Raw genomic sequence first — 21289 nt, forward strand, 5'->3', positions numbered from 1 at the left:
CCGGCGGCCCGGTCCCGCCCTGTCAGGCCGGCAGGTGGATGCGCATGGAAAGCCCGCCGGCCGGGCGGTTCACGGCCTCGACCCGTCCGCCCACGGCCTCCACATTGCGGCGCACGATCCAGAGGCCGATGCCGTAATGGGGCATGCCATCATCACCGCCGGCAGCGGGCGCAGCCGGCCCCAGCGCCGGCTGCCGTTGCGAGAAATAACGCTCGAAGATCTTGTCCAGGCTGGCCTGGTCCACGCCCGGCCCCTCATCATCGACACTGAGCAGGGCCTCCCCCTGGTCGCGCCGCAGGGTCACGCGCAGGACGCTGCCGGAGGGGGAGAAGCTGATGGCGTTGTCGACCACATTCTCGATGATGGTCTCCAGCAGGTCCTCGCCGGCCCGCACCACCACGCCGGCCTCGATGCGCCCGGCCAGATCCACCGCCCGCTCCTCCAACAGGCCGCGATAGCCCTGCAGCACCCGGTCCAGCAGGGCCGACAGGTCCACGCGCTGCCGCGGCGGCTCCAGCAGGTCGGCCTGGGTCTCGTCCATGCGGCGGGCGAAGCTGACCAGGCCGTCCAGGCGCTCCACCGATCCCTCGATCATGTCCAGCGCCCGGCGCCCACGGGCATCCTCGGGCGGGATCAGCCGCTTCAGCGGTTCCAGCGACTGGCGGATGACGGCGATGGGCGTCTTGAAGGCATGGGCATTGTCCTCGGCCGCGCGCCGCAGATTGGCGGCGGAGTTGTGCAGGGTTGCCACCAGCCGGTCGAAATCCTCGGCCACCGGGGCCAGTTCGGGCACGCTGTTCTGGGCGGCGAAGCTGCCGGAGGGGGACCGGTGCAGCACGATATCCCGCGCCAGCTCGCCGAAGCGGCGCAGATTGCGCCACAATTCCAGCAGCAGCAGCAGGACCAGGGCCGCCATGGCCACATAGATCAGGCTCGCCGCCTGCACCTCCGGCGTCCGCCAATAGGGGCGGCCGGCCCCGGCATTGTAATAGGCGGCCGCGGTGTGCGAGGTCACCACCGCCCAGCAGCCCATGGCGGTCTTGATCGGGGTGATCGAAGTCAGCAGGTCGATGCCACCGCTCTCCCGCGGGACCGGGATGGCCAGCGGCTGATCGCCGGCGCAGGAGACGGCGAGCCGCAGAAGCAGGCCTTGCTCCATCAGCCGCTCCCGTTCCAGGTCCAGGGCCGCTGTGGGAACGGCCGGCGCCGAGGCCACGTAGAAGAAGCCCTCGCCCGTGCGTCCCCCGGCATTGCCGGGCCGCAGCAGCAGGCGGACGCTGGTGTCCGCGTCGGCATAGGGCTGAAGCCGTTCGCCCAGCTTCATTAGCGACTTGGAATCGACGCCGGCCAGCAGGGGCTCCAGGGCGCGGGCGATCAGCTGCCCCTGCTGCTGGGCGCTGCGCAAGAGCAGGGCCTGCTTTTCCAGATCGGCCCCGCGGAACTGCTCATAGACCAGCAGCGGCACCGTCAGGAAGACCAGCAGCACGATGATAAGCCGGGTGGCCAGGGACCGCAGCAGCCAGCGCCCCGCACGCAGCCGACCGCGGCCCCAGCCCTTGCCGCCACCGCTCATGCACGATCCCGGGCAACGGGGCCGCCGGGGGAAGCACCGTGGGGACTGCTGGCGGAACCCGCCGATGCAGCGATGGTCTCGGCGGCATAGCGGTCCGACCAGCGATAGCCGAAGCCGGGATAGTTCTCGATCTCGTCGAAGCTGCCATCCACCGAACGGAACTTGTGGCGGATGCGCTTGATGAAGGCCCGGACATTGGCGCGGTAGCCGGCCGGGCCGTAGCCCGCCACGAAATCCTTGCCATGCACCAGATCGTAGAGATCCCGGTAGGAGACGTCCTCGCCGGCCCGCGTCGCCATCAGCTTGACGATGTTGAACTCGGTCAGGGTCAGGTCGATCCGGGTCCCGTTCCACAGGGCCCGCGCCACCTCGATCCGCAGCTCCAGCGGGCCACGGCGGAAGATGGTGCCCACGGCCGCCTCCGGCGCTCCGGGGCTAACCGACAGCGGACCGTCATCCAGGCCAGGCTTGCGCCCCTGGACGATCAACTGCATGCGCTTCAGCAGGATCGGCAGCGACCGGGACTTCTCGACGAAATCCACGGCCCCGCCACCCAGCGCGGTTTCCTCATAGATCTGGTCCGACAGCACGGTCAGGAAGATCACGGGAATGTCGATATTGCGGGCGCGCAGCTGCCGCAGCGTCTCGATCCCGTCCATGCGCGGCATGCGCCAGTCCAGCAGGATCAGATCGGCGCTGCCGCCATTGCTGAAATAATCCAGGGCGGTATGGCCGCGGTCGAAGGGCACCACCTCGAAGCCCTCATCGGCCAGGTTCAGGCCCAGTGATTCCCGAAACAGGTCGTCGTCATCCACCAGGGCCACGCGCGCCACGGGCGGCTCACTGCTGGCCCGGTCTCCAGGCTTGAGCGACGAGTTCGGCAAGACAGTGCTGCTGATCGACATCGGGGTTCTCGTCCGTGCTGCTGAGGTCGTAGGACAGGGTTCGGAAGCTCCGCGTCGTCATCTCCATGAACAGATGAACGCGCAGGTCACATCGGTCACCGGCATAACGCCAGGTCTTGGCCGGCGGGCTTTCCTCCACATCGGTGGGCTGGCCCAGCAGGCGCAGGGTTTCCTGTTCGGTCAGGCCCACCAGACCATGCGGGTCGAACTGCGGCGTCGGCCGCGGCAACGGCAAGGGCAGCGCGGCGGCCATGGCCGCCGGCTTGGTCTCCGCCGGGCCGGTGGTCCCGAGCCGCGCCAGCGCGCTGGGCTTGCTGCGCGGGATCGGCGCCTCGGCCAGCGAGGGCGCCAGCGTCTTCGGCTTGGCCACGGGCGCCGCCGGCGGCACGGCGACCGACAGGGTGCGGTCGGCGCAGGCCACCAGCAGCCCGGCGGAGACCAGCAGCGTCAGGACACAGGCCGACAACCCCTGCACGCTCCGGGCGGCCAGCGCCTCGACGCCGGCCGGGCGTGGACCGCGACCGGTCCCCCGTGCCATCGCCCTTCCGCCACTGTCCGCCAGATCAACCACGGGCCGACCCTCCTCCATCTTCACCGTCTGACATCACCGACCGGCATCCAGGCCGGCATCCGAGGCAGAAAGCGGACTGGTCTGTCGCAAAAACCGGTCACTTTCCGCGCGCTTTCCAAGGTCAAAAAATGGCCCCGATGGTGAATGGCGGGTTAAGAAAACCCGCCCTACCCCCTTTTCCCAGCGCCCGCCCGAAATTGTCTGGAAATTGGTATTATCTGTGTTGTTTCGAAGACGGAATGAAGACAGGAACGGGTGTGGGCTTGCATCCGACCGGTAAATCGGGACCAGGGTATGACCGACCTGTGGCAAGGACGTGGCTGGTGGGATTTTGGCCCGGCGCCCCGTCGTACTGCGCTGCCGGCGACAGGCAGGCCATCACGGCAAAGGGCGACGCGCCGGACCGCGGGGGCGGGACAGCCTGGGGGAAACCCGGTCGGATCGGTCCTTGTCCCCTGCCCAGATCCGGACAGTGCATGCCGGGCACACCCCGAGCCCCGGCCCAGGGAAGGCGCCGACCGGACATGGTGCCGGAAATAGTAACGGAAAGGATTGCGGCATTCGGCATACCCGGCCGCCTCACACCCGCAACCGTGCAGCGGCCCCCATGGCCAGCCGCACGGCGGCACCCCTCACAACGGAAGACGGCGGGCATGCATGGCACACCCGCCGTCTTTCAGCCGCTGTAGCCGGCCCCAGCCGGATGGGCACAAGCCTTGGGTGTCCCACGAAGGGCGGTGGCTTTGCCGCAACAGATCCGGCCGCGTGTCCGCCGGAAGACCAGCCCCCGGACGGTGCTTTCTGGAGGGGGCGTCCGCCCTGTCTCCATGGGATGAAGCGTGCGCCCGTGGCGGCGTCCGGTCAACGGATGAGAGGGCATGCCCGAGGCCATGTCTCCCCCGCCGATTTCATAGCTGGCGCCGGCGCGGCAGCGGCGTCCCCCCTGTCACGGAACGAAGGCGGCGGCCTCCTGTTGACAGCGGCGTGACCGCCAGCCCGGCAGCATCCCCATGGTGCGGCTCCGGGGTGGGGGAAATCCTTCAGGGATGCGAGGAGACCAAGAATGGCGAGCGACATGACCGGCTCCACGCCGCGCGGCCGGTCCGAAAAAACCACCCGCGATCATCCGGACAGCGATGCGTCGGCCCTGGGCGACGAGGTCAAGGCCCAGGCTGGAGAATTGGCGGGAAACCTCAAGGACCAGGCCCGCCATTTCGGCGATCAGGTTTCCGATGTTGCGCGTGACCGCGTGCGCAGCAGTTTCGAGCGGCAGCAGGGCGTCGTGGCTGAGCAGATCGCCGGCGTCGCCGATGCCCTGCGGGAGGCGGCGGACCAGCTTTCGGAGCGGGATCAGGGCATGGGCGCCCGCTATGTGCGGGGCGCGGCCGACCGGGTCGAGCGCTTCGCCGATCAGGTCCGGGCGCGGGATTTCGACGATCTCATCACCCAGGCGGAGACCTTCGCCCGGCGCCAGCCTGAGTTGTTCATCGGCGGCGCCCTGCTGGCAGGGGTGGCACTGGGCCGCTTCCTGCGAGCCTCGGGCAATCGACGCCGCGTCGCACGGGACGTGCGGACAGGACGCACGACCCGCGGCACCGGGGACAGCGACCGCTATGGCGGCAGCGGCACGGCGGCCTATGGTTCCAGCGGCTATGCCGGTGCGCGCAATCGCCCGTACACCGCCGACTATGGCGACGATCTCGGCCGCGGCCCGTCCGGCGGGCTTGATGAATTCGGCAACCCGCAGCGCACACGCTCGTCGCGGGCCGACGACTTCTCCCATTACCCTGCCGCCGATGCCCTGGCCGGACGGAACCGGCCGGAACCGATGGCCGGCACCACGGCCGCGGGCTTGGCCGGCGGTGGCGGCAGGAGCTATGCCGCCGCGACGCGCAGCACCGGCGGGACCGCCTCGATGGGGGCCGGAGCCGGGGGGCAGGGATCGCCGCTGGGCGGCACCGGGGCCGGAGGTCTGGGCGACACCGGCAGCCGGAGCAGCGCTGGCACGCCGGGTTCGACCGGGGTCGGCATGGGGGCCGGCAAGGCCGGAGCGCTGGGCGGCGCCGGCCTGGCTGACAGTCCAACCGGTGCCACCACAACCACCGGTGCCACCGCCGGTTCGCCGGTGACGGCGGGCAGTTCCCCGGACAGCGGCAACCGCACACCCAGCGAAAGCGCCATCGGCACCCATGGTGTCGGAACCGCCGGCAACACCGTCAGGGGCGGCACATCCGGCGGCGGCGCGGCGGCGTCTGACAAGCCTGCATCCACCAGCAACCGCCCGACGGAGGGCGCCAAGCCATGAGCATGGACGATCCGGACCTCGGCCCCGGACCGCAGCGTGGTCCGCAGGTCGACCGGCCCCTGACCGCCCTGCTGGCGGATCTGGCCAATGAAACCACGGCCCTGGTCCGCAAGGAGGTCGAACTGGCCAAGGCCGAGGTGCAGGAGAAGGTGACAGAGGCCGGACGGGGCCTGGTGTCCCTGGCCCTGGGTGGGGGCGTGGCCTTCCTTGGGCTGATGTTCCTGCTCTGGGCCGTGGTCTACGGCCTGTCCACGGTGATGCCGCAATGGGCGGCCGCGCTGATCGTGGGAGTGGTGATGGCCGTCATCGGGCTGATCCTGATCCAGTCCGGCCGCAAGACCCTGTCCGCCACCAGCCTGCAACCCAAGCGCACCATCGAGACCGTGAAGGACGATGCGCGCTGGGCCAAGGCCCAGATCAGCCAATAATACGCGGGGGAGAACAGAATGCAGAGCAAGCACATCAAGGATCGCCGCGCCCATATCGGTGCGACCGCACGGGACAATATCTGGCCGCTGGCCCTGGTCGGTGCCGGCATCGGCTGGATGCTGCTGTCCGGTGCCCGCGAGACGGAAAGCTACGGCAAGGCCAGCCGCTGGACCGACCGCAGAACCAGCGGGCTGCGCGAACGGGTCGGCGAGGCCTGGGACACTGTGCGCGACCGGGCGGATGGATGGCGGGACCAGGCCACCAGCCGCTGGTCGGACGAAAATGACGGTACGGCCGCCGGCTACGATCGCATTGCCGACTACGATGCCCGCGACGAGCGGAGCGCTGATGCAGACAGCGCCTATGGCTCTGCGGCCACCGCCGATTACGGCCGGGATGCGCAGGGCAGCCGCATCACCGACCGGGCACGCGGCATGATCGGCGGCGTCCGGGGCCGGGCCAGCGAAGCCACTGACAGCTTCTGGGACATGGTCGAGGACCATCCCCTGATGGCCGGCATCATGGGGCTGGCCCTGGGGGCCGCCATCGGCGCCACCCTGCCATCGACCCGGACCGAGGATGAGTGGCTGGGGGCCTATCGTGACCGCCTCCTGGATGAGGCCTGGCACCAGGGGCAGGACACGCTGGACCGCGCCTCCGCCGTGGCCCGTGACGCCACCCAGGCCGGAGTTCAGGCGGCCAGGGACACGGCCCGGCAGGGGGCGGGAGACCAGGCTCCGGGCAGCGACCGGTCCTCCGGACGCATGGCGGGCCAGCCAGCCGCCGCCAGGCCGGCCTGATCCCGCATCCCCACGGGACAGAACCATCGAGCCCCTCTCCGACCGGTCGGAGAGGGGTTTTTTCTGCTGTGCCTTGCCAGACATACCGGCGGGTGCTAAGTCCCGGCGCAGCCCACTGCTTCGGCGTCCACACTTTTGCTGCATGGCCCCGTCATCGGGGCTGCATGGCCCCGCCGGGCGGCAAGCCTTGACACCTTCCCCGGACAGGCTCACTTAAACGGTACCAGATTGGTCCGGATTGAAGAGGGCGTGTCCGCGCATGCTGCGGCTGAGCAAGCTGACCGATTATGCCGTGGTGGTGCTGACCACCATGGCCCGCACCGACGGGGCGCTGCACACGGCGGCGTCGCTGACGGAGCGGACCGGCCTGCCCGCGCCGACGGTGCAGAAGCTGCTGAAGCTGCTGGCCCGTGGCGACATCCTGGCGTCGCATCGCGGCGCCACCGGCGGCTATACGCTGGCCCGGCCGCCCTGCGGCATCACGGTGGCCCAGATCATCGAAGCCATTGATGGTCCCATCGCGCTGACCGACTGCGTGGACGGCCAGACCGGGTCCTGCGGGGTGGAGAGCCTGTGCGCCCGCCGCGGCAGCTGGGACAAGGTGAACCGCGCGGTCCGCCGCGCCTTGGACGATGTGACTTTGGCCGATATGGCCGCCCCGCCCCTGTTCTTCGACGCGCCCGCGCCGGAGCGCGGAACGGCGTTGGCAGGCTGACGGGACAGGTTGGGAAGGGAACGAGACATGGCCGCGACGGAACAGACCATCGACCAGGTCCGCGAGCTGACGGAAGGCAAGTACAAGTACGGCTTCTTCACCGACATCGAGTCGGAGATGGCGCCCAAGGGCCTCAGCGAGGACATCGTCCGCTTCATCTCGGCCAAGAAGGGCGAGCCGGACTGGCTGCTGGACTGGCGCCTGCGCGCCTACCGCCACTGGCTGACCATGGCCGAGCCGGACTGGGGCAAGCTGCACTATCCGCCCATCGACTATCAGGACGCCTATTACTACGCTGCGCCCAAGGTGAAGGAGAAGCCGAAGTCCCTGGACGAGGTCGATCCCGAACTGCTGAAGACCTACGAGAAGCTGGGCATCCCGCTGAAGGAGCAGGCCATCCTGGCCGGCGTCGAGGGCGCCGGCGACATGCCCGCCGTGGCCGTGGATGCCGTGTTCGACAGCGTGTCGGTCGCCACCACCTTCAAGAAGAAACTGGAGGAGAAGGGCATCATCTTCTGCTCGATCTCCGAGGCGATCCAGACCCATCCGGAGCTGGTGCGGCAGTATCTCGGCACCGTCGTGCCCTATTCCGACAACTACTTCGCCACGCTGAACAGCGCCGTCTTCACCGACGGCAGCTTCGTCTACATCCCCAAGGGCGTGCGCTGCCCGATGGAGCTGTCCACCTATTTCCGCATCAACGCCAAGAACACCGGCCAGTTCGAGCGCACCCTGATCATCGCCGACGAGGGCTCCTACGTCAGCTATCTGGAGGGCTGCACCGCGCCCCAGCGCGACGAGAACCAGCTGCATGCCGCCGTGGTCGAGCTGGTGGCGCTGAACGACGCCACCATCAAGTACAGCACGGTGCAGAACTGGTATCCCGGCGACGAGAACGGCAAGGGCGGCATCTACAACTTCGTCACCAAGCGCGCTGCCTGCCGCGGCAAGAACAGCAAGGTATCGTGGACCCAGGTGGAGACGGGCTCCGCCATCACCTGGAAATACCCGAGCTGCATCCTGCAGGGCGACAATTCGGTGGGTGAGTTCTACTCCGTCGCCATCACCAACAACATGCAGCAGGCCGACACCGGCACCAAGATGATCCATATCGGGAAGAACACCCGGTCGACCATCGTCTCCAAGGGCATTTCCGCCGGCAAGGCGCAGAACACCTACCGCGGTCTGGTCCGCATCCTGCCCAAGGCCGAGGGGGCGCGGAACTACACCCAGTGCGACAGCCTGCTGATCGGCGACAAGTGCGGGGCGCACACCGTGCCCTATATCGAGAGCAAGAACCGCTCGGCCCGCATCGAGCACGAGGCCACCACGGCCAAGATCAGCGAGGACCAGCTGTTCTACTGCCGCCAGCGCGGCCTGGCGGAGGAGGACGCGGTCAGCCTCATCGTCAACGGCTTCTGCAAGGAGGTCCTGAAGGAACTCCCCATGGAATTCGCCGTGGAGGCACAGAAGCTGGTGGCCATCAGCCTGGAAGGCAGCGTGGGTTAGCAGCAATCCCGTCGGGTTCCCGATCCCGCCGTCCCGACATGTCCGGGAGGGCGGGCAACGGGCAAGGCTCGGGATCGAAAGATATGGGAAACGGAATGATGCCCCTGATTGAAATCAAGAATCTGCATGCCTCGGTCGATGGCAAGGAAATCCTCAAGGGGATCGACCTGACCATCGATGCCGGGGAGGTGCATGCCATCATGGGCCCCAACGGGTCGGGCAAGAGCACGCTGTCCTATGTGCTGGCCGGCCGTGACGGCTACGAGGTGACGGACGGCTCCGTGACCTTCGCTGGCGTGGACCTGCTGGCCCTGGAGCCGGAGGAGCGGGCCGCCGCCGGCCTGTTCCTGGCCTTCCAGTACCCGGTGGAGATCCCCGGCGTCAGCAACACCACCTTCCTGAAGGAGGCACTGAACGCCATCCGCAAGACCCGCGGCGAGCCGGCCCTGGACGCCATGCAGTTCCTGAAGCTGATCCGGGCCAAGGCCAAGGATCTCAGCATGACCGACGAGATGATCAAGCGCGCGGTCAATGTGGGCTTCAGCGGCGGCGAGAAGAAGCGCAACGAGGCGCTGCAGATGGCCGTGCTCCAGCCCAAGCTGGCCATCCTGGATGAGACCGACAGCGGCCTGGACATCGACGCCCTGCGCATCGTGGCCGAGGGCGTCAACGCCCTGCGCAGCCCGGAGCGCGCCATGCTGGTCATCACCCATTACCAGCGCCTGCTGGACTACATCGTGCCCGACGTGGTGCATGTTCTGGCCCACGGCCGCATCCAGCGCACCGGCGGTAAGGAGCTGGCGCTGGAGCTGGAAGCCAAAGGCTATGCCGAGTTCGGCGCCGACGAGGCGGCCTGAGGCAATGGCGGCGGAGCCCATCATCACGGTCGAACCCGGGGCCGACCCGTTCACGCCCGCCGCCCAGGCGGTGCTGGCGGGGCTGGCCGCCTTCAATCAGGAGGCGATGCCGGCCACCGGCCGCCTCGGCGTGTTCGCCCGTGATATGGCAACCGACGCCCCCCTGGCCGGGCTGGTCCTGTCGCTCTATGGCGACCGTGCCTTCACCTGGTGGGGCAGCTGGACCCGTCCTGAAGCGCCGGAGGCCACGGAAGCGGCGGTCTTGGGCATGGCCCAGCGCATGCTGCTTGGCGGCGGGCTGAAACAGATGGTCATCACCGCCCGCGCCCATGCGCCGGTGACGGCCCTGGAACAGGCCGGGTTCGAGCGGACCCAGTCAGTGCCCGACCATCTGAAGGGGGGCGCCCTGGGCTTCTATCGCCGTGATCTGGAGGGACACTGGCCGGTGCTGCAGATCCCGGGCGGGATTTCCCTGCAGATCGCCCTGCCGCCGACACGGCCACAATCGGCGGAATCCTTCGCCTGCACCACCTGGTGGCGGCAACAGCTGACCGGCGAGCCCTATCGCTGGCTGTCCGCCTTTGTGCGTGCGGGCGACACGGTGAAGGGCGGCGCCCTCTGCTATGCCCTGGGTGACGAGTTCATGGTGGACATGGTCTGGCTCGATGCCGGGCTGCGCGGCACCGGGCTGGGCGCCCGCATGGTATCCGCTGCCCTGGAAGCCGCATCCGCTATGGGATGCCGCCGGGCCACGGTCGAGACCGCCGATTACCAGGCGCCCCGTTTTTATCGCCGGCTGGGCTTCCAGGACTTGGCCTACGTTCCCGATCTCTTTTCCGGCCAGGGCACGACCGTGCTGCGCATGCCGCTGCCCGCCCTGTAAGGGCCGAGGATCACACCGATGACGACGACCACCGCTTCCCCCCTCCCCTTCGCCCCGTTCCAGCAGGCCGCCCTGCCGGGCGCCGACCTGCCCTGGCTTGCCGATCTGCGCCGGGCCGGCCGCGACCGCTTCGCCGCCCTGGGCCTGCCGACGCCGCGCAACGAGGCCTGGAAGTTCACGACGCTGCGTCCGCTGGAGAAGCTGAGCTTCGCCCCGGTACCGGCCGACGCGCCCGCCGTTCCGGTGGACGCCATTCCCGCCGTGGCGGCGGACAGTCACCGTCTGGTCTTCGTCGATGGCCGCTTCCGCCCCGACCTGTCGCGGCGCCAGGGGCTGCCGGCCGGCGTCACGCTGCTGAGCCTGGGCGAGGCCCTGTCCACGGTCCCGGCGCAGGTGGAGGCCATGCTGGGCCGCACCGCCGCCGTGGACGGGCATGCGCTGCTGGCGCTGAACGCCGCCTATCTGGCCGATGGCGTCCTGCTGCATGTGGCCAAGGGCGTGACGGTGGACCGGCCCATCGAACTGGTGTTCCTGGCGGCCGGCGGCAGCGCCGACGCCCCGCTGGCTTGGCACCCCCGCCTGCTGCTGGCCCTGGAGGACAATGCCGAGGCCACGCTGGTGGAGCAGCATCTGGGCCGCGATGGCGCCGTCTATCTCAGCAATGTGGCGGCGGAGGTGGTGGCCGGCCCCGGCGCCCGCCTGCATCACTACAAGCTGCAGGAGGAGGGGCGCGACGCCTTCCACCTGGCCACCCTGACCACGCGCCTGGGCCGCGACGCCACCTATGACAGCTTCGTGCTCAATCTTGGCGCCCGTCTGGCCCGGCACGAGGCGCGCAGCCTTCTGGACGGCACCGGCATCACCTGCCGCGTCTCCGGCGCCTATGCCATCGCCGGCAGCCAGCACAGCGACATCACCACGCTGATCGACCATGCCCACCCCCACTGCACCAGCCGCGAGGTGGTGAAGGGCGTCATCGGCGGCCAGGGCCGGGCCGTGTTCCAGGGCAAGATCATCGTCCGCCCCGACGCGCAGAAGACCGACGGCTACCAGCTGAACCGGGCGCTGCTGCTGTCGGACACGGCGGAGATCGACAGCAAGCCCGAGCTGGAGATCTATGCCGACGACGTGAAGTGCAGCCACGGCGCCACGGCCGGCGAATTGGACGACGACCAGCTGTTCTATCTGCGCGCCCGCGGCCTGCCGCTGGAACAGGCCCGCGCCCTGCTGGTGGCCGCCTTCCTGGACGAGGCCGTGGACGAGGTGGTGTCCGAGCCGGTGCGGGAGCATTTCCGCAGCCGCATCCACGCCGTGCTGGAGCGCCGCTGATGGCCCTGGCCGCCCCCCTGTCTGCCCCCCTGCCGCCGGTCCTGCTGCGCACCGACATCCGCTTCCCCGCGGATGCCGAGGCGGCGGCATGGCTGCAGCGGGAGATGGGACGGCTGGAACAGGCGGCCCTGGGGGTGCAGCGCCGGCCGCTGGGGCTGCTGGTGCGCGACGACAGCGGCCGGCTGGTGGGCGGTGCCCTCTGCGTGGTCTGGGCCACCGACCTCTATCTGCATCTGCTGTGGGTGGACGGGACCCGGCGCGGCGGCGGCATCGGTGCCGCCCTGATGACGGCCCTGGACCGGGCCGCCCTGGAGCGGGGCTGCCGGCGCATCTACGTCAACACCATGGGCTTCCAGGGGCCGGGCTTCTATCCCCGCTTCGGCTACCGCGCGGAAGGGGTGCTGCGCGACTTCGTCCACGGGCAGGACCGGCATTATTTCCGCAAGGAGATCGGCCAGCCCTTGCCCGCCCGCGGCCTGCCCCCCGGCCTGGCGCTGGAGATCACCGACCAGCCGTCGAAAGCGGACGAGCAGATCATCGATGACGGTCTGACCGCCCATTGGCTGCGTCACATCCCGGAACAGTACCAGGAGCTGAGCACCGTCCTGCATGACGGCGACACGGCCCTGGCCGGGCTGCACGGCATCGTCGATGGCGATGCCTTCACCATCACCGACCTGTTCGTGGAGCCGGCATGGCGCGGCCGGAGGCTGGCCCGCCGGCTGCTGGCCGAGACCCATGCCCATGTGGCCCATCTGGGCTGCCGCCGCTCCACGGTCATGGCCATGGACTACCAGGCCCCGGACCTCTTCCGGCACCTGGGTTTCACGCCCGCCCTGCGGGTCGACGATTATCTGCTGGGCCGGGGTCGCACCTGGCTGCGCACGGAACTGGGGTCTGTCGCATGACCGATACCGCCACCGCCTCCCCCATCTCTGCCGCCGACGGCAGCAACGCGCCCTATGATGTGGCGCGGGTGCGGGAGGATTTCCCCATCCTGACCCGTCTGGTGCATGAGCGGCCCGGCCGCCCCGGCAAGCCGCTGGTCTATCTCGACAATGCCGCCAGCGCCCAGAAGCCGCGGGCGGTGATCGAGGCCATGACCCGGTTCCTGGAGCAGGACTACGCCAACGTGCATCGCGGCGTGCATTTCCTGTCCCAGCGATCCACCGACCTATACGAGGGGACGCGGGACAAGGTGGCGCGCTTCCTCAACGCGCCGGCGCGGGAGACCATCGTCTTCACCCGCAATGCCACCGAGGCCTTCAATCTGGTGGCCCAGACCTGGGGCCGCGCCAATCTCAAGGCCGGCGACGCCGTGCTCATCAGCGAGATGGAGCATCACGCCAACATCGTGCCCTGGCAGCTGCTGCGCGACCAGACCGGCATCCAGCTGAAGGTGGCGCCGATCCTGGACGATGGCAGCCTGGACATGGACGCCTTCGCCGGCCTGCTGACGCCCGAGGTGAAGCTGGTCGCCGTCACCCATGGCAGCAATGTGCTGGGCACCATCAATCCGGTGAAGGATATCGCCCGTCTGGCCCACGCCAAGGGCATCACCGTGCTGTTCGACGGCAGCCAGGCCGCCGTCCACGGTCCGGTCGACGTGCAGGCCATCGACGCCGACTTCTATGTCATGACCGGGCACAAGCTCTATGGCCCCACCGGCATCGGCGTGCTGTACGGCCGCAAGGCGCTGCTGGACGCCATGCCGCCCTACCAGGGCGGCGGTGACATGATCAGCACCGTCAGCTTCGCCAGGACGACCTACCGCGAGGCGCCCTACCGGTTCGAGGCCGGCACCCCACCCATCATCGAGGGCATTGGACTGGGGGCCGCCATCGACTATGTGACCGCCCTGGGCATGGATGCCATCCAGGCCCATGAACAGCGGCTGCTGGCCTACGCGTCCGAGCGGCTGCAGGAGATCGAGGGGCTGCGTATCATCGGCACCGCTCCGCGGAAGGCGGCCATCCTGAGCTTCACCATCGACGGCATCCATCCCCACGACATCGGCACGCTGCTGGACCGTGGCGGCGTGGCCGTGCGCGTCGGGCGGCATTGTGCCGAGCCGCTGATGGACCGGTTCGGCGTCGGCGCCACCGCCCGCGCCAGTTTCGGCCTCTACAACACCGAGGCCGAGGCTGATGCGCTGGTGGAGGCGGTCACGGCCTGCAAGGCGTTCTTCGGGTAAGGGACAAGATGTTCGACGATCTGCGCGATCTGTACCAGGAAGTCATTCTGGACCACGGCAAGAACCCGCGGAATTTCGGGCGGCCGGAGGCGTTCAACCGCACCGCACGGGGCGACAACCCCCTGTGCGGCGACAAGATCGCGGTCTATCTGACCCTGGCCGACGACGGCACCATCCGGGATGTGCATTTCGACGGGCGCGGCTGCGCCATCAGCCAGGCCAGCGCCAGCCTGATGACCGACATCCTGCGCGGCAAGTCGACCGCCGAGGCCGAGGCTCTGTTCGGCGCCTTCCACGACATGTGCACCAAGGACGAGGACCAGTGGACCGACCATGGCGCCGTGGATGAGGACGCCATGGACAAGCTGCAGGTGCTGTCGGGCGTGCGCGAATTCCCCATGCGGGTGAAGTGCGCGACGCTGGCCTGGCACACCATGCGGGCCGCCCTGCACGGGGAGGCCACCACCTCCACCGAGAATGCCGGTTTCTGAGGAGGCGACGATGACAATGCAACGCCCCATCGCCCCGGACCTGTCGATGGCCGCTCCGGTGGAAATCCCCGAGGACCAGCGGCTTCCGGCCGACGCGCCGCTGCTGGACCGCGTGATCGAGGCCCTGCATACGGTCTACGATCCCGAGATCCCCGTGGACATCTACGAACTCGGCCTCGTCTACAAATGCGAGGTCGACGCCGAAGGCGATGTCGAGATCGAGATGACCCTGACCGCGCCCGGCTGTCCGGTCGCCGGCGAGATGCCAGCCATGGTGCAGCAGGCCGTGGCCACCGTCGACGGGGTCCGCTCGGTCAATGTGGAACTGGTGTGGGAGCCGGCCTGGGACATGTCGCGCATGAGCGACGAGGCACGGATCACGCTGAACATGTTCTGAGGAGAGGGAGCATGGGCTCGACCCTGAAGGAACGCCCCAAGGCACTGACTATCACCGATGCTGCCGCCACGCGGGTGAAGACGCTGATGGCGAAGTCGGACAAGCCCATCCTGGGCCTGCGCGTGGGCGTGAAGGCCCGCGGCTGCTCAGGCATGAGCTATTTCGTCGAATATGCCGAGGAGAAGAAGAAGTTCGAGGAGGTGGTGGAGGACAAGGGCGTCACCATCCTCATCGACCCCGCCGCCACCATGTTCCTGATCGGCAGCGAGATGGATTATGTGGAGGACAAGTTCCAGTCGGGCTTCGTCTTCAAGAACCCCAATGAAAAGGCCCGTTGCGGCTGCGGGGAGAGCTTCACCGTCTGACCCCGGTCAGGCCGCCGTCCAGGGCGGGAACCGCAGCGTGACGCTGCGCCCGCCCTCCTCCACCGTGACGGCGGCGGACACGGCACGCATGATCTCCAGACCGCGGCCGGAGCGGGCGGCCGGATCACGCACGGCCGGCAGGCTGGCCGGATCGTAGCCATTGCCCTCATCCCGGATGCGGATGTGCAGACTGTCCTCCGCGACCCAGGCCGCCAGCTCCACCCGGCGCTGCGACAGGGTCGCCTCGCCCATGGCCCGGCTGAGTTCGGTGCAAATGCGCTCGAACAGGGGGGGCAGGTCCAGCAGCGACCCCTGCAGGCCGAGATTGCCGTGCAGCACGGCATTGATGACCGCTTCATGCAGCCCCAGTTCCACCTCGCCCCGGTGCTGCGCCGGCACCATGTCCCGCTGCTCCAGCCCGTCACAGAACCGGGCGGCGGTATCCAGGCTCCAGGCCGTGGCCGTGGTCAGGGAGAGCAGGAACAGCGGACGGCGCAGCGCGGCGGCCACCTGCTCCAGCGGCGCCGTGGTATCGGCCGCCAGCTCGACCACGGCCGTGGCGTCGGAACGGAGCGCCGCCGTCAGTTGATCGACGGCACCGGCTTCAACCAGATACAGGCGGGTGGCAGGGTCCATGTCGGCCAGGATGGCAGCCAGCTGCGGCCGGCTGTGCAGATCCGGGATCTGACCACAAAGCTGAAGACCATCCACGCTGCCCATGCCTCTACCCTTGCGCTGTGGCGACCGCGCCCGTGCCGCCAGCTTGCCCCTGTCCACCGGCATCCTGCCCCGACTCCCCCTCCCCCTTGTCGGGGCCGGTCAGATCGAAGGGCTGCGCGGGACCGAGGACGAACCCGTCTCCAGGATTATAACGATGTAACACGCGGGTCACAAACTCATCGCGGGTCCGGGCATAGCCGGAGAGGGTCTGTCCACCGGACACCGCACTGGGCAGGCTGGGATTGCTGATCTGGACCTTCCACAACCGGTCCTGGGACCGCCATTGCGTGTCCAGCAGCCGGATGGTCAGCCGGGGCTGACTCCGCAGCAGGATCATGGCCTCTTCCATCTCGGTGGCCCGGCGGTTCAGCACGGTCAGATGCTGGTCCGCCTCTTCGATGGCCGCCTTGATCTGGTCGTTCTCGCGGCGCAGCTTGCGCAGATCGGCGGCGGCGGCGTTCTTCTCGTCGATGGCCTTGCTGATGCGCGCCTCCGCCACCTTGATCAGCTTGGCGAGCCGCCGGACGGAAAAGACAAGGCAGGCCCCGGTCAGGGCCAGCGTCAGCAGGCTGACGACATTCATCCAGGTCACGATCATGGCGCCGCTCCCGGTGCCTGCTCCAGCACGATGTCGCCATGGGCATACCCGTCCATCGGCGGGAAGGCCGTCGTCAGCATATGTTGGGCCATACGCTCGCTCTGGGCCCAGATCCGCACCTGGTTGCCATAGCGCCAGATCACCGGCGCGCTGTCATAGGCCCGCAGCGACTGGTCGGCCATGGGCCGGTTCTGCACACGGGCGACAAAGGGCTGATCGCCGATGGTGCGCTGACCCAGCTCATGCCAGAACTCGATCCGGGCCCGCTCCAGGCCGGCACGCTCCATCTCCCAGCGGCTGAGCGAGGATTTCAGCCGGAACCGTTCGGCATTCTTGCGGTCGCGGATGACGATCAGGTCACGGCTGGTCGCCGAGAACCGCTCGATGCTGCTGCGCGCCTCCTTGGTCTCGCGCAGAACGCTGCGATAATCCGCGATCCACTCATAGATGTCGGTGATGGCGAAGCGCAGCAGTTCCACGATCACCACCGCCACCATACAGCCGGCCGCGATGGCGAAGATCACCACATCGGAATCTGTAATCCTCGCATCCATACCCACCCCCTGCGATGGGAGTAATACTATTCGGGCATGCCGGCTTTCACGAATGCTCTTTCGGATACGCCCGCCCCCGCTCCAGATCGCCCGCGACGCGCAACCGGGATTTCCCGATCCGTGACAGCCGCAACCGGCTGGCCTATCCTGCCGGCCGCTCCGCGCTATGACCGCAGGAAATTCTATCATGGACAAGGGATCGCCGAAGGCCATCCACCTCAAGGACTACGCCGCGCCCGCCTGGCGGATCGACACGGTCGATCTGCATTTCGACCTGCGCGACGGCGCCACCACCGTCACCTCGCGCCTGGGGCTGCGCCGCAACCCGGCCCGCCCCACCCAGGGACCGCAGCCGCTGGTCCTGGACGGCCAGGATCTGGCGCTGCTGTCGGTGACGCTGGGCAACCGCACCCTGACCGCCGGCACCGACTATACGGTGGATGCCGAGACTCTGACTCTGCCGGGCCTCGACGGCACCGAGGCCAGCCTGGAGATCGTCACCCGCATCACGCCGGAGACGAACACGGCGCTGGAGGGGCTCTACAAGTCCAGCGGCAACTACTGCACCCAGTGCGAGGCCGAGGGCTTCCGCAAGATCACCTATTTCCAGGACCGCCCGGACGTGATGGCGAAGTACACCGTCACCGTCGAGGCCGAGCGCGCCAGATACCCGGTGCTGCTGTCCAACGGCAATCTGGTGGATCAGGGGGAAAGCCCCGACGGCCGCCATTGGACCCGCTGGCAGGACCCCTGGCCCAAGCCCTGCTACCTGTTCGCGCTGGTAGCCGGCGACCTGCGCCATATCGAGGACCGGTTCCGGACCTGCTCCGGTCGTGACGTGACGCTGCGCATCTATGTGGAGCCGGGCAACGAGGACAAGTGCGCCCACGCCATGGACTCACTGAAGAAGTCCATGAAGTGGGACGAGGAGGCCTACGGCCGGGAATACGACCTGGACGTGTTCAACATCGTGGCCGTCGGCGACTTCAACATGGGGGCCATGGAGAACAAGTCCCTCAACATCTTCAACACCAAGTACATCCTGGCCCGGCCCGACACCGCCACCGACACCGATTTCCTCGGCATCGAATCCGTGGTCGCGCACGAGTACTTCCATAACTGGACCGGCAACCGCGTCACCTGCCGCGACTGGTTCCAGCTGAGCCTGAAGGAAGGGCTGACGGTCTTCCGCGACCAGCAATTCTCGGCCGACATGAACTCGGCTCCGGTGAAGCGCATCCAGGATGTGCAGCGCCTGCGGCAGGTGCAGTTCACCGAGGATGCCGGACCGACGGCCCACCCGGTGCGGCCCGAGAGCTATATCGAGATCAACAACTTCTACACCCCCACCGTCTATGAGAAGGGGGCCGAGGTCCTGCGCATGTACCGCACCCTGCTGGGAGCGGCGGGCTACCGCAAGGGCATCGACCTCTATTTCCAGCGCCATGACGGGCAGGCGGTGACCACCGACGATTTCCTGGCCGCCATGCGCGACGCCAACCCGGACGTCGCGGTGGATTGGGAGCAGTTCCGGCTCTGGTATGCCCAGGCCGGAACACCCGTGATCGATGCGGACGGGCAGTATGACGCCGCCGCCCGCACCTACACCCTGACCCTGCATCAGACCATTCCGGCCACGCCGGGCCAGCCGGTGAAGCAGCCCATGCTGATGCCGGTGGCCCTGGGTCTGGTGGGAACGGACGGGCGCGACCTGCCGCTGCGCCTCCAGGGCGAGGCGGCGGCCGGCGAGGGCAGCCGGGTGCTGGTGCTGAATCAGGCCCGGCAGAGCGTCACCTTCGTCGATGTGCCGACGGCGCCGGTGCCGTCGCTGTTCCGCGGCTTCTCCGCTCCGATCCGGCTGCGCTTCCCCTACAGCGATGCGCAGCTGACCTTCCTCATGGCCCATGACAGCGATGCCTTCAACCGCTGGGAAGCCGGCCAGACGCTCGCGGTGAAGATCCTGCTGGACATGGTGGCCGACCGTGCCGCCGGCCGGCCCATGACCGTGCCCCCGGCCTTCCTCGAGGCCGTCGGCGCCACCCTGGCCCGCGCCCATGACGACCGCAGCTTCGCCAGCCTGGCCCTGACCCTGCCCAGCGAGACCTATCTGGGCCAGCAGATGGACGTCATCGACGTGGACGGCATCCATGCCGCCCGCGAGCAGCTGCGCCAGGCCATCGGCAGCGCCCATGCCGACACGCTGCGGGCCGTCTATGATGCCTGCCGCGAGCACGGCCCCTTCAGCATCACGCCGGACGCCATCGGCCGCCGCGCCCTGAAGAACACGGCCCTGGCTTATCTCATGGCCACCGGCGGGGCCGATGCCCAGGCCCTGTGCCTGCAGCAGTACCGCACAGCGGCAGGCATGACCGATGTCATCATCGCTCTGATGCTGATCGCCGACAGCGACATGGCGGAACGCCAATCCTGTCTGGACGCCTTCGCCGAGCGCTGGCAGGGCGAGGCGCTGGTCATGGACAAGTGGTTCATGATCCAGGCCATGGCCGGCCATCCGGAAACGGTGAAGCGGGTGACGGCGCTGCTGTCCCATCCCGGCTTCAGCATCCGCAATCCCAACAAGGTCTATGCCCTGGTCGGCGGCTTCACCGGCAATCCGGTCTGTTTCCACGCAGCCGACGGGTCCGGCTATGCCTTCCTGGCCGACCGGGTGATCGAGCTGAACGCCCTCAACCCGCAGGTCGCGTCCCGCATGGTCAAGGCCTTCGCCCGCTGGCGCAACTATGACGGGGAGCGGCAGGCGGCGGCCAAGGTGGCGCTGGAGCGCATCGCCCACACCCCGGACCTGTCGCGCGACGTGTACGAGATCGTCGCCCGCAGCCTGGAAGGCTGAGGATGCGCCGCATCAACGCAACACGGCTGGACGTGGTCGAGGGCGATATCACCGCCCTCGACCTCGACGCCATCGTCAACGCCGCCAACCCGCAGCTGGCGGGCGGCGGCGGGGTCGACGGCGCCATCCACCGCGCCGCCGGGGCCGGCGAGCTGCTGGCCTATATGCGGGCGACCTATACCGGCTGCCCCACCGGCGGCGCGGTGATCAGCCCGGGCTTCAAGCTCAAGGCCCGGTACATCATCCATACGGTCGGCCCGGTCTGGCGCGGCGGCACGGCCGGCGAGCCGGCACTGCTGGCCAGCTGCTATGCCACCTCTCTGGATCTGGCGGTCCGGCACGGTCTGCGCACCATCGCCTTCCCCGCCATTTCCACCGGGGTCTACGGCTATCCCAAGGACCTGGCCGCCGACATCGCCGTCCGGACGGTCAGGGACGTCGTCCAGGGCACGGACGCCCTGGACGCGGTGATCTTCTGCTGCTTCGGCGCCGACAGTGCCGCCCTGCACCGGGCGGCACTGTCGGCCTGACCCCGGAAGGGCTCAGGCGCTGGTCTTGCTGTACTTCACGGTGCAGCCATAGGGCTTGGTGGTCCCGACCGCCACCGGCGTCCCGGCCAGCGCCGCCTCCACCGCCGGACGCAGATAGTTCTGCGCCACGGCGATATCTTCGATCTTGGCGGTGGGCCTGTCGTCGATGGCGCCGTTGTAGAGCAGGGTGCCGTCCTTGCCGATGACATACATGTGCGGCGTCACCTTGGCGTCGTAAGCCCGGCCGATGCTGCCCTTGGCGTCCAGCAGCGTGTGGCTGTTGGCCCATTTCTCCGCCGTCATGCGGGCCTTGGCCTCGGCGGCGGTGACATGACCCTGCTCGCCCTCGGCCGAACTGGCGATGGTCAGCCAGACCACGCCCTTGCCGGTCATCTCCGCCTGCAACGCCTGCATATTGCCGCTGTCATAGTGCTTGCGCACGAAGGGACAGCCGTGATTGGTCCATTCCAGCACCACCACCTTGCCGCGGAGGTCGGCCAGGCTGACGCTGCGTCCCTCGGTATCGGTGCCGGTGAAGGCCGGGGCCGGCTGACCGACCAGGCCGGCGGCGGCGCGGGCCGGGCCGGCGGACAGCAGGGACAGCAGCGTGCCACCGCTGCCGGCGGCGGCCAGCCCGCCAAGGCTGAGCAGGCCGCCCTGGACAAGGGCGGAGCGACGGGAGAGGGAACGGCGCATGGGTCGGACCTCCGGCT

22 protein-coding genes are annotated in these 21289 nt (G+C 68.6%); 15 read left to right on the top strand and 7 right to left on the bottom strand.

The genetic code is table 11. The annotated features are described in order from the left end of the window. Positions 1-22: 22 nt before the first annotated feature. The 3 genes from DK368_RS16705 to DK368_RS16715 are packed head-to-tail and all read right to left on the bottom strand — an operon-like array spanning position 23 to position 3016. The gene (locus DK368_RS16705; RefSeq protein ID WP_114395113.1) at positions 23-1573 is read right to left on the bottom strand and encodes a sensor histidine kinase; all 1551 of its coding nucleotides are present in this window, start codon (positions 1571-1573) and stop codon (positions 23-25) included. Further along, a complete protein-coding gene (locus tag DK368_RS16710; protein WP_114395114.1) occupies positions 1570-2478 on the bottom strand; it encodes a response regulator transcription factor in 909 nt (302 codons plus the stop codon). Before DK368_RS16710 ends, DK368_RS16705 begins: the two co-directional genes overlap by 4 nt. After that, positions 2414-3016, bottom strand: coding sequence for a hypothetical protein (locus DK368_RS16715; protein WP_114395115.1), 603 nt, complete (start codon positions 3014-3016; stop codon positions 2414-2416). Before DK368_RS16715 ends, DK368_RS16710 begins: the two co-directional genes overlap by 65 nt. Before the next feature lie 1096 nt (positions 3017-4112). Here DK368_RS16715 and DK368_RS16720 point away from each other — a divergent pair. The 13 genes from DK368_RS16720 to DK368_RS16780 all read left to right on the top strand — a co-directional run bounded on the left by DK368_RS16720 (position 4113) and on the right by DK368_RS16780 (position 15323). Next, entirely contained in the window at positions 4113-5354 is a 1242-nt protein-coding gene (locus tag DK368_RS16720; RefSeq protein ID WP_114395116.1) for a hypothetical protein, read from the top strand. Beyond that, complete coding sequence (locus DK368_RS16725) at positions 5351-5782, top strand: phage holin family protein (protein ID WP_240002539.1); 432 nt, start codon at positions 5351-5353, stop codon at positions 5780-5782. Before DK368_RS16720 ends, DK368_RS16725 begins: the two co-directional genes overlap by 4 nt. Positions 5783-5800: 18 nt before the next feature. Then, positions 5801-6583, top strand: a complete 783-nt coding sequence (locus DK368_RS16730) for a hypothetical protein (RefSeq protein WP_114395117.1) — start codon at positions 5801-5803, stop codon at positions 6581-6583. Positions 6584-6842: 259 nt separating this feature from the next. Next, complete coding sequence (locus tag DK368_RS16735; protein ID WP_114395118.1) at positions 6843-7298, top strand: SUF system Fe-S cluster assembly regulator; 456 nt, start codon at positions 6843-6845, stop codon at positions 7296-7298. A gap of 27 nt (positions 7299-7325) precedes the next feature. Then, positions 7326-8807 carry a Fe-S cluster assembly protein SufB gene (gene sufB / locus DK368_RS16740; protein ID WP_114395119.1) on the top strand — a complete coding sequence of 494 codons (1482 nt, stop codon included), beginning with the start codon at positions 7326-7328 and terminating at the stop codon, positions 8805-8807. 98 nt (positions 8808-8905) lie between these two features. Then, positions 8906-9664: a Fe-S cluster assembly ATPase SufC gene (sufC, locus tag DK368_RS16745; RefSeq protein WP_420818906.1), complete on the top strand. Its 759-nt coding sequence runs from the start codon at positions 8906-8908 to the stop codon at positions 9662-9664. 4 nt (positions 9665-9668) lie between these two features. Then, positions 9669-10547 (top strand): GNAT family N-acetyltransferase, encoded by an 879-nt coding sequence (locus DK368_RS16750; RefSeq protein ID WP_162306072.1) that lies wholly within the window; start codon positions 9669-9671, stop codon positions 10545-10547. An 18-nt stretch (positions 10548-10565) separates the two neighbouring features. Then, complete coding sequence (gene sufD / locus DK368_RS16755) at positions 10566-11876, top strand: Fe-S cluster assembly protein SufD (protein ID WP_114395121.1); 1311 nt, start codon at positions 10566-10568, stop codon at positions 11874-11876. Further along, positions 11876-12784: a GNAT family N-acetyltransferase gene (locus DK368_RS16760; RefSeq protein ID WP_114395122.1), complete on the top strand. Its 909-nt coding sequence runs from the start codon at positions 11876-11878 to the stop codon at positions 12782-12784. The genes sufD and DK368_RS16760 overlap by 1 nt, the downstream gene beginning before the upstream one ends. Then, on the top strand, positions 12781-14070 hold the full coding sequence (locus DK368_RS16765) for a cysteine desulfurase (protein ID WP_114395123.1): 1290 nt from the start codon (positions 12781-12783) through the stop codon (positions 14068-14070). Before DK368_RS16760 ends, DK368_RS16765 begins: the two co-directional genes overlap by 4 nt. 8 nt (positions 14071-14078) lie before the next feature. Then, entirely contained in the window at positions 14079-14561 is a 483-nt protein-coding gene (gene sufU / locus DK368_RS16770) for a Fe-S cluster assembly sulfur transfer protein SufU (protein ID WP_114395124.1), read from the top strand. 10 nt (positions 14562-14571) lie between these two features. Then, positions 14572-14958, top strand: a complete 387-nt coding sequence (locus tag DK368_RS16775; protein WP_420818905.1) for an SUF system Fe-S cluster assembly protein — start codon at positions 14572-14574, stop codon at positions 14956-14958. An 11-nt stretch (positions 14959-14969) separates the two neighbouring features. Beyond that, positions 14970-15323 (top strand): HesB/IscA family protein, encoded by a 354-nt coding sequence (locus DK368_RS16780; RefSeq protein ID WP_114395126.1) that lies wholly within the window; start codon positions 14970-14972, stop codon positions 15321-15323. 6 nt (positions 15324-15329) lie between these two features. Here the strand turns inward: DK368_RS16780 and DK368_RS16785 are convergent, their stop codons facing one another. The 3 genes from DK368_RS16785 to DK368_RS16795 are packed head-to-tail and all read right to left on the bottom strand — an operon-like array spanning position 15330 to position 17195. Further along, a complete protein-coding gene (locus DK368_RS16785; RefSeq protein WP_162306073.1) occupies positions 15330-16043 on the bottom strand; it encodes an ATP-binding protein in 714 nt (237 codons plus the stop codon). A gap of 4 nt (positions 16044-16047) precedes the next feature. Beyond that, on the bottom strand, positions 16048-16641 hold the full coding sequence (locus DK368_RS16790) for a hypothetical protein (RefSeq protein ID WP_114395128.1): 594 nt from the start codon (positions 16639-16641) through the stop codon (positions 16048-16050). After that, positions 16638-17195 (bottom strand): hypothetical protein, encoded by a 558-nt coding sequence (locus DK368_RS16795; RefSeq protein ID WP_155524607.1) that lies wholly within the window; start codon positions 17193-17195, stop codon positions 16638-16640. The genes DK368_RS16790 and DK368_RS16795 overlap by 4 nt, the downstream gene beginning before the upstream one ends. Before the next feature lie 187 nt (positions 17196-17382). On the opposite strand from DK368_RS16795, the gene pepN reads away from it, so the two are divergent. Both pepN and DK368_RS16805 read left to right on the top strand, forming a co-directional pair. Beyond that, positions 17383-20046 carry an aminopeptidase N gene (gene pepN, locus DK368_RS16800; RefSeq protein WP_114395130.1) on the top strand — a complete coding sequence of 888 codons (2664 nt, stop codon included), beginning with the start codon at positions 17383-17385 and terminating at the stop codon, positions 20044-20046. Positions 20047-20048: 2 nt separating this feature from the next. After that, positions 20049-20576 (top strand): O-acetyl-ADP-ribose deacetylase, encoded by a 528-nt coding sequence (locus DK368_RS16805; protein WP_114395131.1) that lies wholly within the window; start codon positions 20049-20051, stop codon positions 20574-20576. 12 nt (positions 20577-20588) lie between these two features. Here DK368_RS16805 and DK368_RS16810 read toward each other — a convergent pair whose 3' ends face one another. Beyond that, entirely contained in the window at positions 20589-21272 is a 684-nt protein-coding gene (locus DK368_RS16810; RefSeq protein WP_114395132.1) for a thioredoxin family protein, read from the bottom strand. Positions 21273-21289: the final 17 nt, after the last annotated feature.

The organism is Oleisolibacter albus (genome assembly GCF_003336875.1).
Classification (GTDB): Bacteria; Pseudomonadota; Alphaproteobacteria; order Azospirillales; family Azospirillaceae; genus Niveispirillum; species Niveispirillum album.

Coding starts and splice junctions, on each gene's coding strand:
- sufD (WP_114395121.1), top strand. CDS start 10,566: ATGACGACGACCACCGCTTCCCCCCTCCCCTTCGCCCCGTTCCAGCAG.
- DK368_RS16785 (WP_162306073.1), bottom strand. CDS start 16,043: ATGGGCAGCGTGGATGGTCTTCAGCTTTGTGGTCAGATCCCGGATCTG.
- DK368_RS16790 (WP_114395128.1), bottom strand. CDS start 16,641: ATGATCGTGACCTGGATGAATGTCGTCAGCCTGCTGACGCTGGCCCTG.
- pepN (WP_114395130.1), top strand. CDS start 17,383: ATGGACAAGGGATCGCCGAAGGCCATCCACCTCAAGGACTACGCCGCG.
- DK368_RS16735 (WP_114395118.1), top strand. CDS start 6,843: ATGCTGCGGCTGAGCAAGCTGACCGATTATGCCGTGGTGGTGCTGACC.
- DK368_RS16805 (WP_114395131.1), top strand. CDS start 20,049: ATGCGCCGCATCAACGCAACACGGCTGGACGTGGTCGAGGGCGATATC.
- DK368_RS16795 (WP_155524607.1), bottom strand. CDS start 17,195: ATGGATGCGAGGATTACAGATTCCGATGTGGTGATCTTCGCCATCGCG.
- DK368_RS16780 (WP_114395126.1), top strand. CDS start 14,970: ATGGGCTCGACCCTGAAGGAACGCCCCAAGGCACTGACTATCACCGAT.
- DK368_RS16720 (WP_114395116.1), top strand. CDS start 4,113: ATGGCGAGCGACATGACCGGCTCCACGCCGCGCGGCCGGTCCGAAAAA.
- DK368_RS16710 (WP_114395114.1), bottom strand. CDS start 2,478: ATGTCGATCAGCAGCACTGTCTTGCCGAACTCGTCGCTCAAGCCTGGA.
- DK368_RS16765 (WP_114395123.1), top strand. CDS start 12,781: ATGACCGATACCGCCACCGCCTCCCCCATCTCTGCCGCCGACGGCAGC.
- DK368_RS16810 (WP_114395132.1), bottom strand. CDS start 21,272: ATGCGCCGTTCCCTCTCCCGTCGCTCCGCCCTTGTCCAGGGCGGCCTG.
- DK368_RS16725 (WP_240002539.1), top strand. CDS start 5,351: ATGAGCATGGACGATCCGGACCTCGGCCCCGGACCGCAGCGTGGTCCG.
- DK368_RS16705 (WP_114395113.1), bottom strand. CDS start 1,573: ATGAGCGGTGGCGGCAAGGGCTGGGGCCGCGGTCGGCTGCGTGCGGGG.
- DK368_RS16775 (WP_420818905.1), top strand. CDS start 14,572: ATGACAATGCAACGCCCCATCGCCCCGGACCTGTCGATGGCCGCTCCG.
- DK368_RS16715 (WP_114395115.1), bottom strand. CDS start 3,016: ATGGCACGGGGGACCGGTCGCGGTCCACGCCCGGCCGGCGTCGAGGCG.
- DK368_RS16750 (WP_162306072.1), top strand. CDS start 9,669: ATGGCGGCGGAGCCCATCATCACGGTCGAACCCGGGGCCGACCCGTTC.
- DK368_RS16760 (WP_114395122.1), top strand. CDS start 11,876: ATGGCCCTGGCCGCCCCCCTGTCTGCCCCCCTGCCGCCGGTCCTGCTG.
- sufB (WP_114395119.1), top strand. CDS start 7,326: ATGGCCGCGACGGAACAGACCATCGACCAGGTCCGCGAGCTGACGGAA.
- sufC (WP_420818906.1), top strand. CDS start 8,906: ATGCCCCTGATTGAAATCAAGAATCTGCATGCCTCGGTCGATGGCAAG.
- DK368_RS16730 (WP_114395117.1), top strand. CDS start 5,801: ATGCAGAGCAAGCACATCAAGGATCGCCGCGCCCATATCGGTGCGACC.
- sufU (WP_114395124.1), top strand. CDS start 14,079: ATGTTCGACGATCTGCGCGATCTGTACCAGGAAGTCATTCTGGACCAC.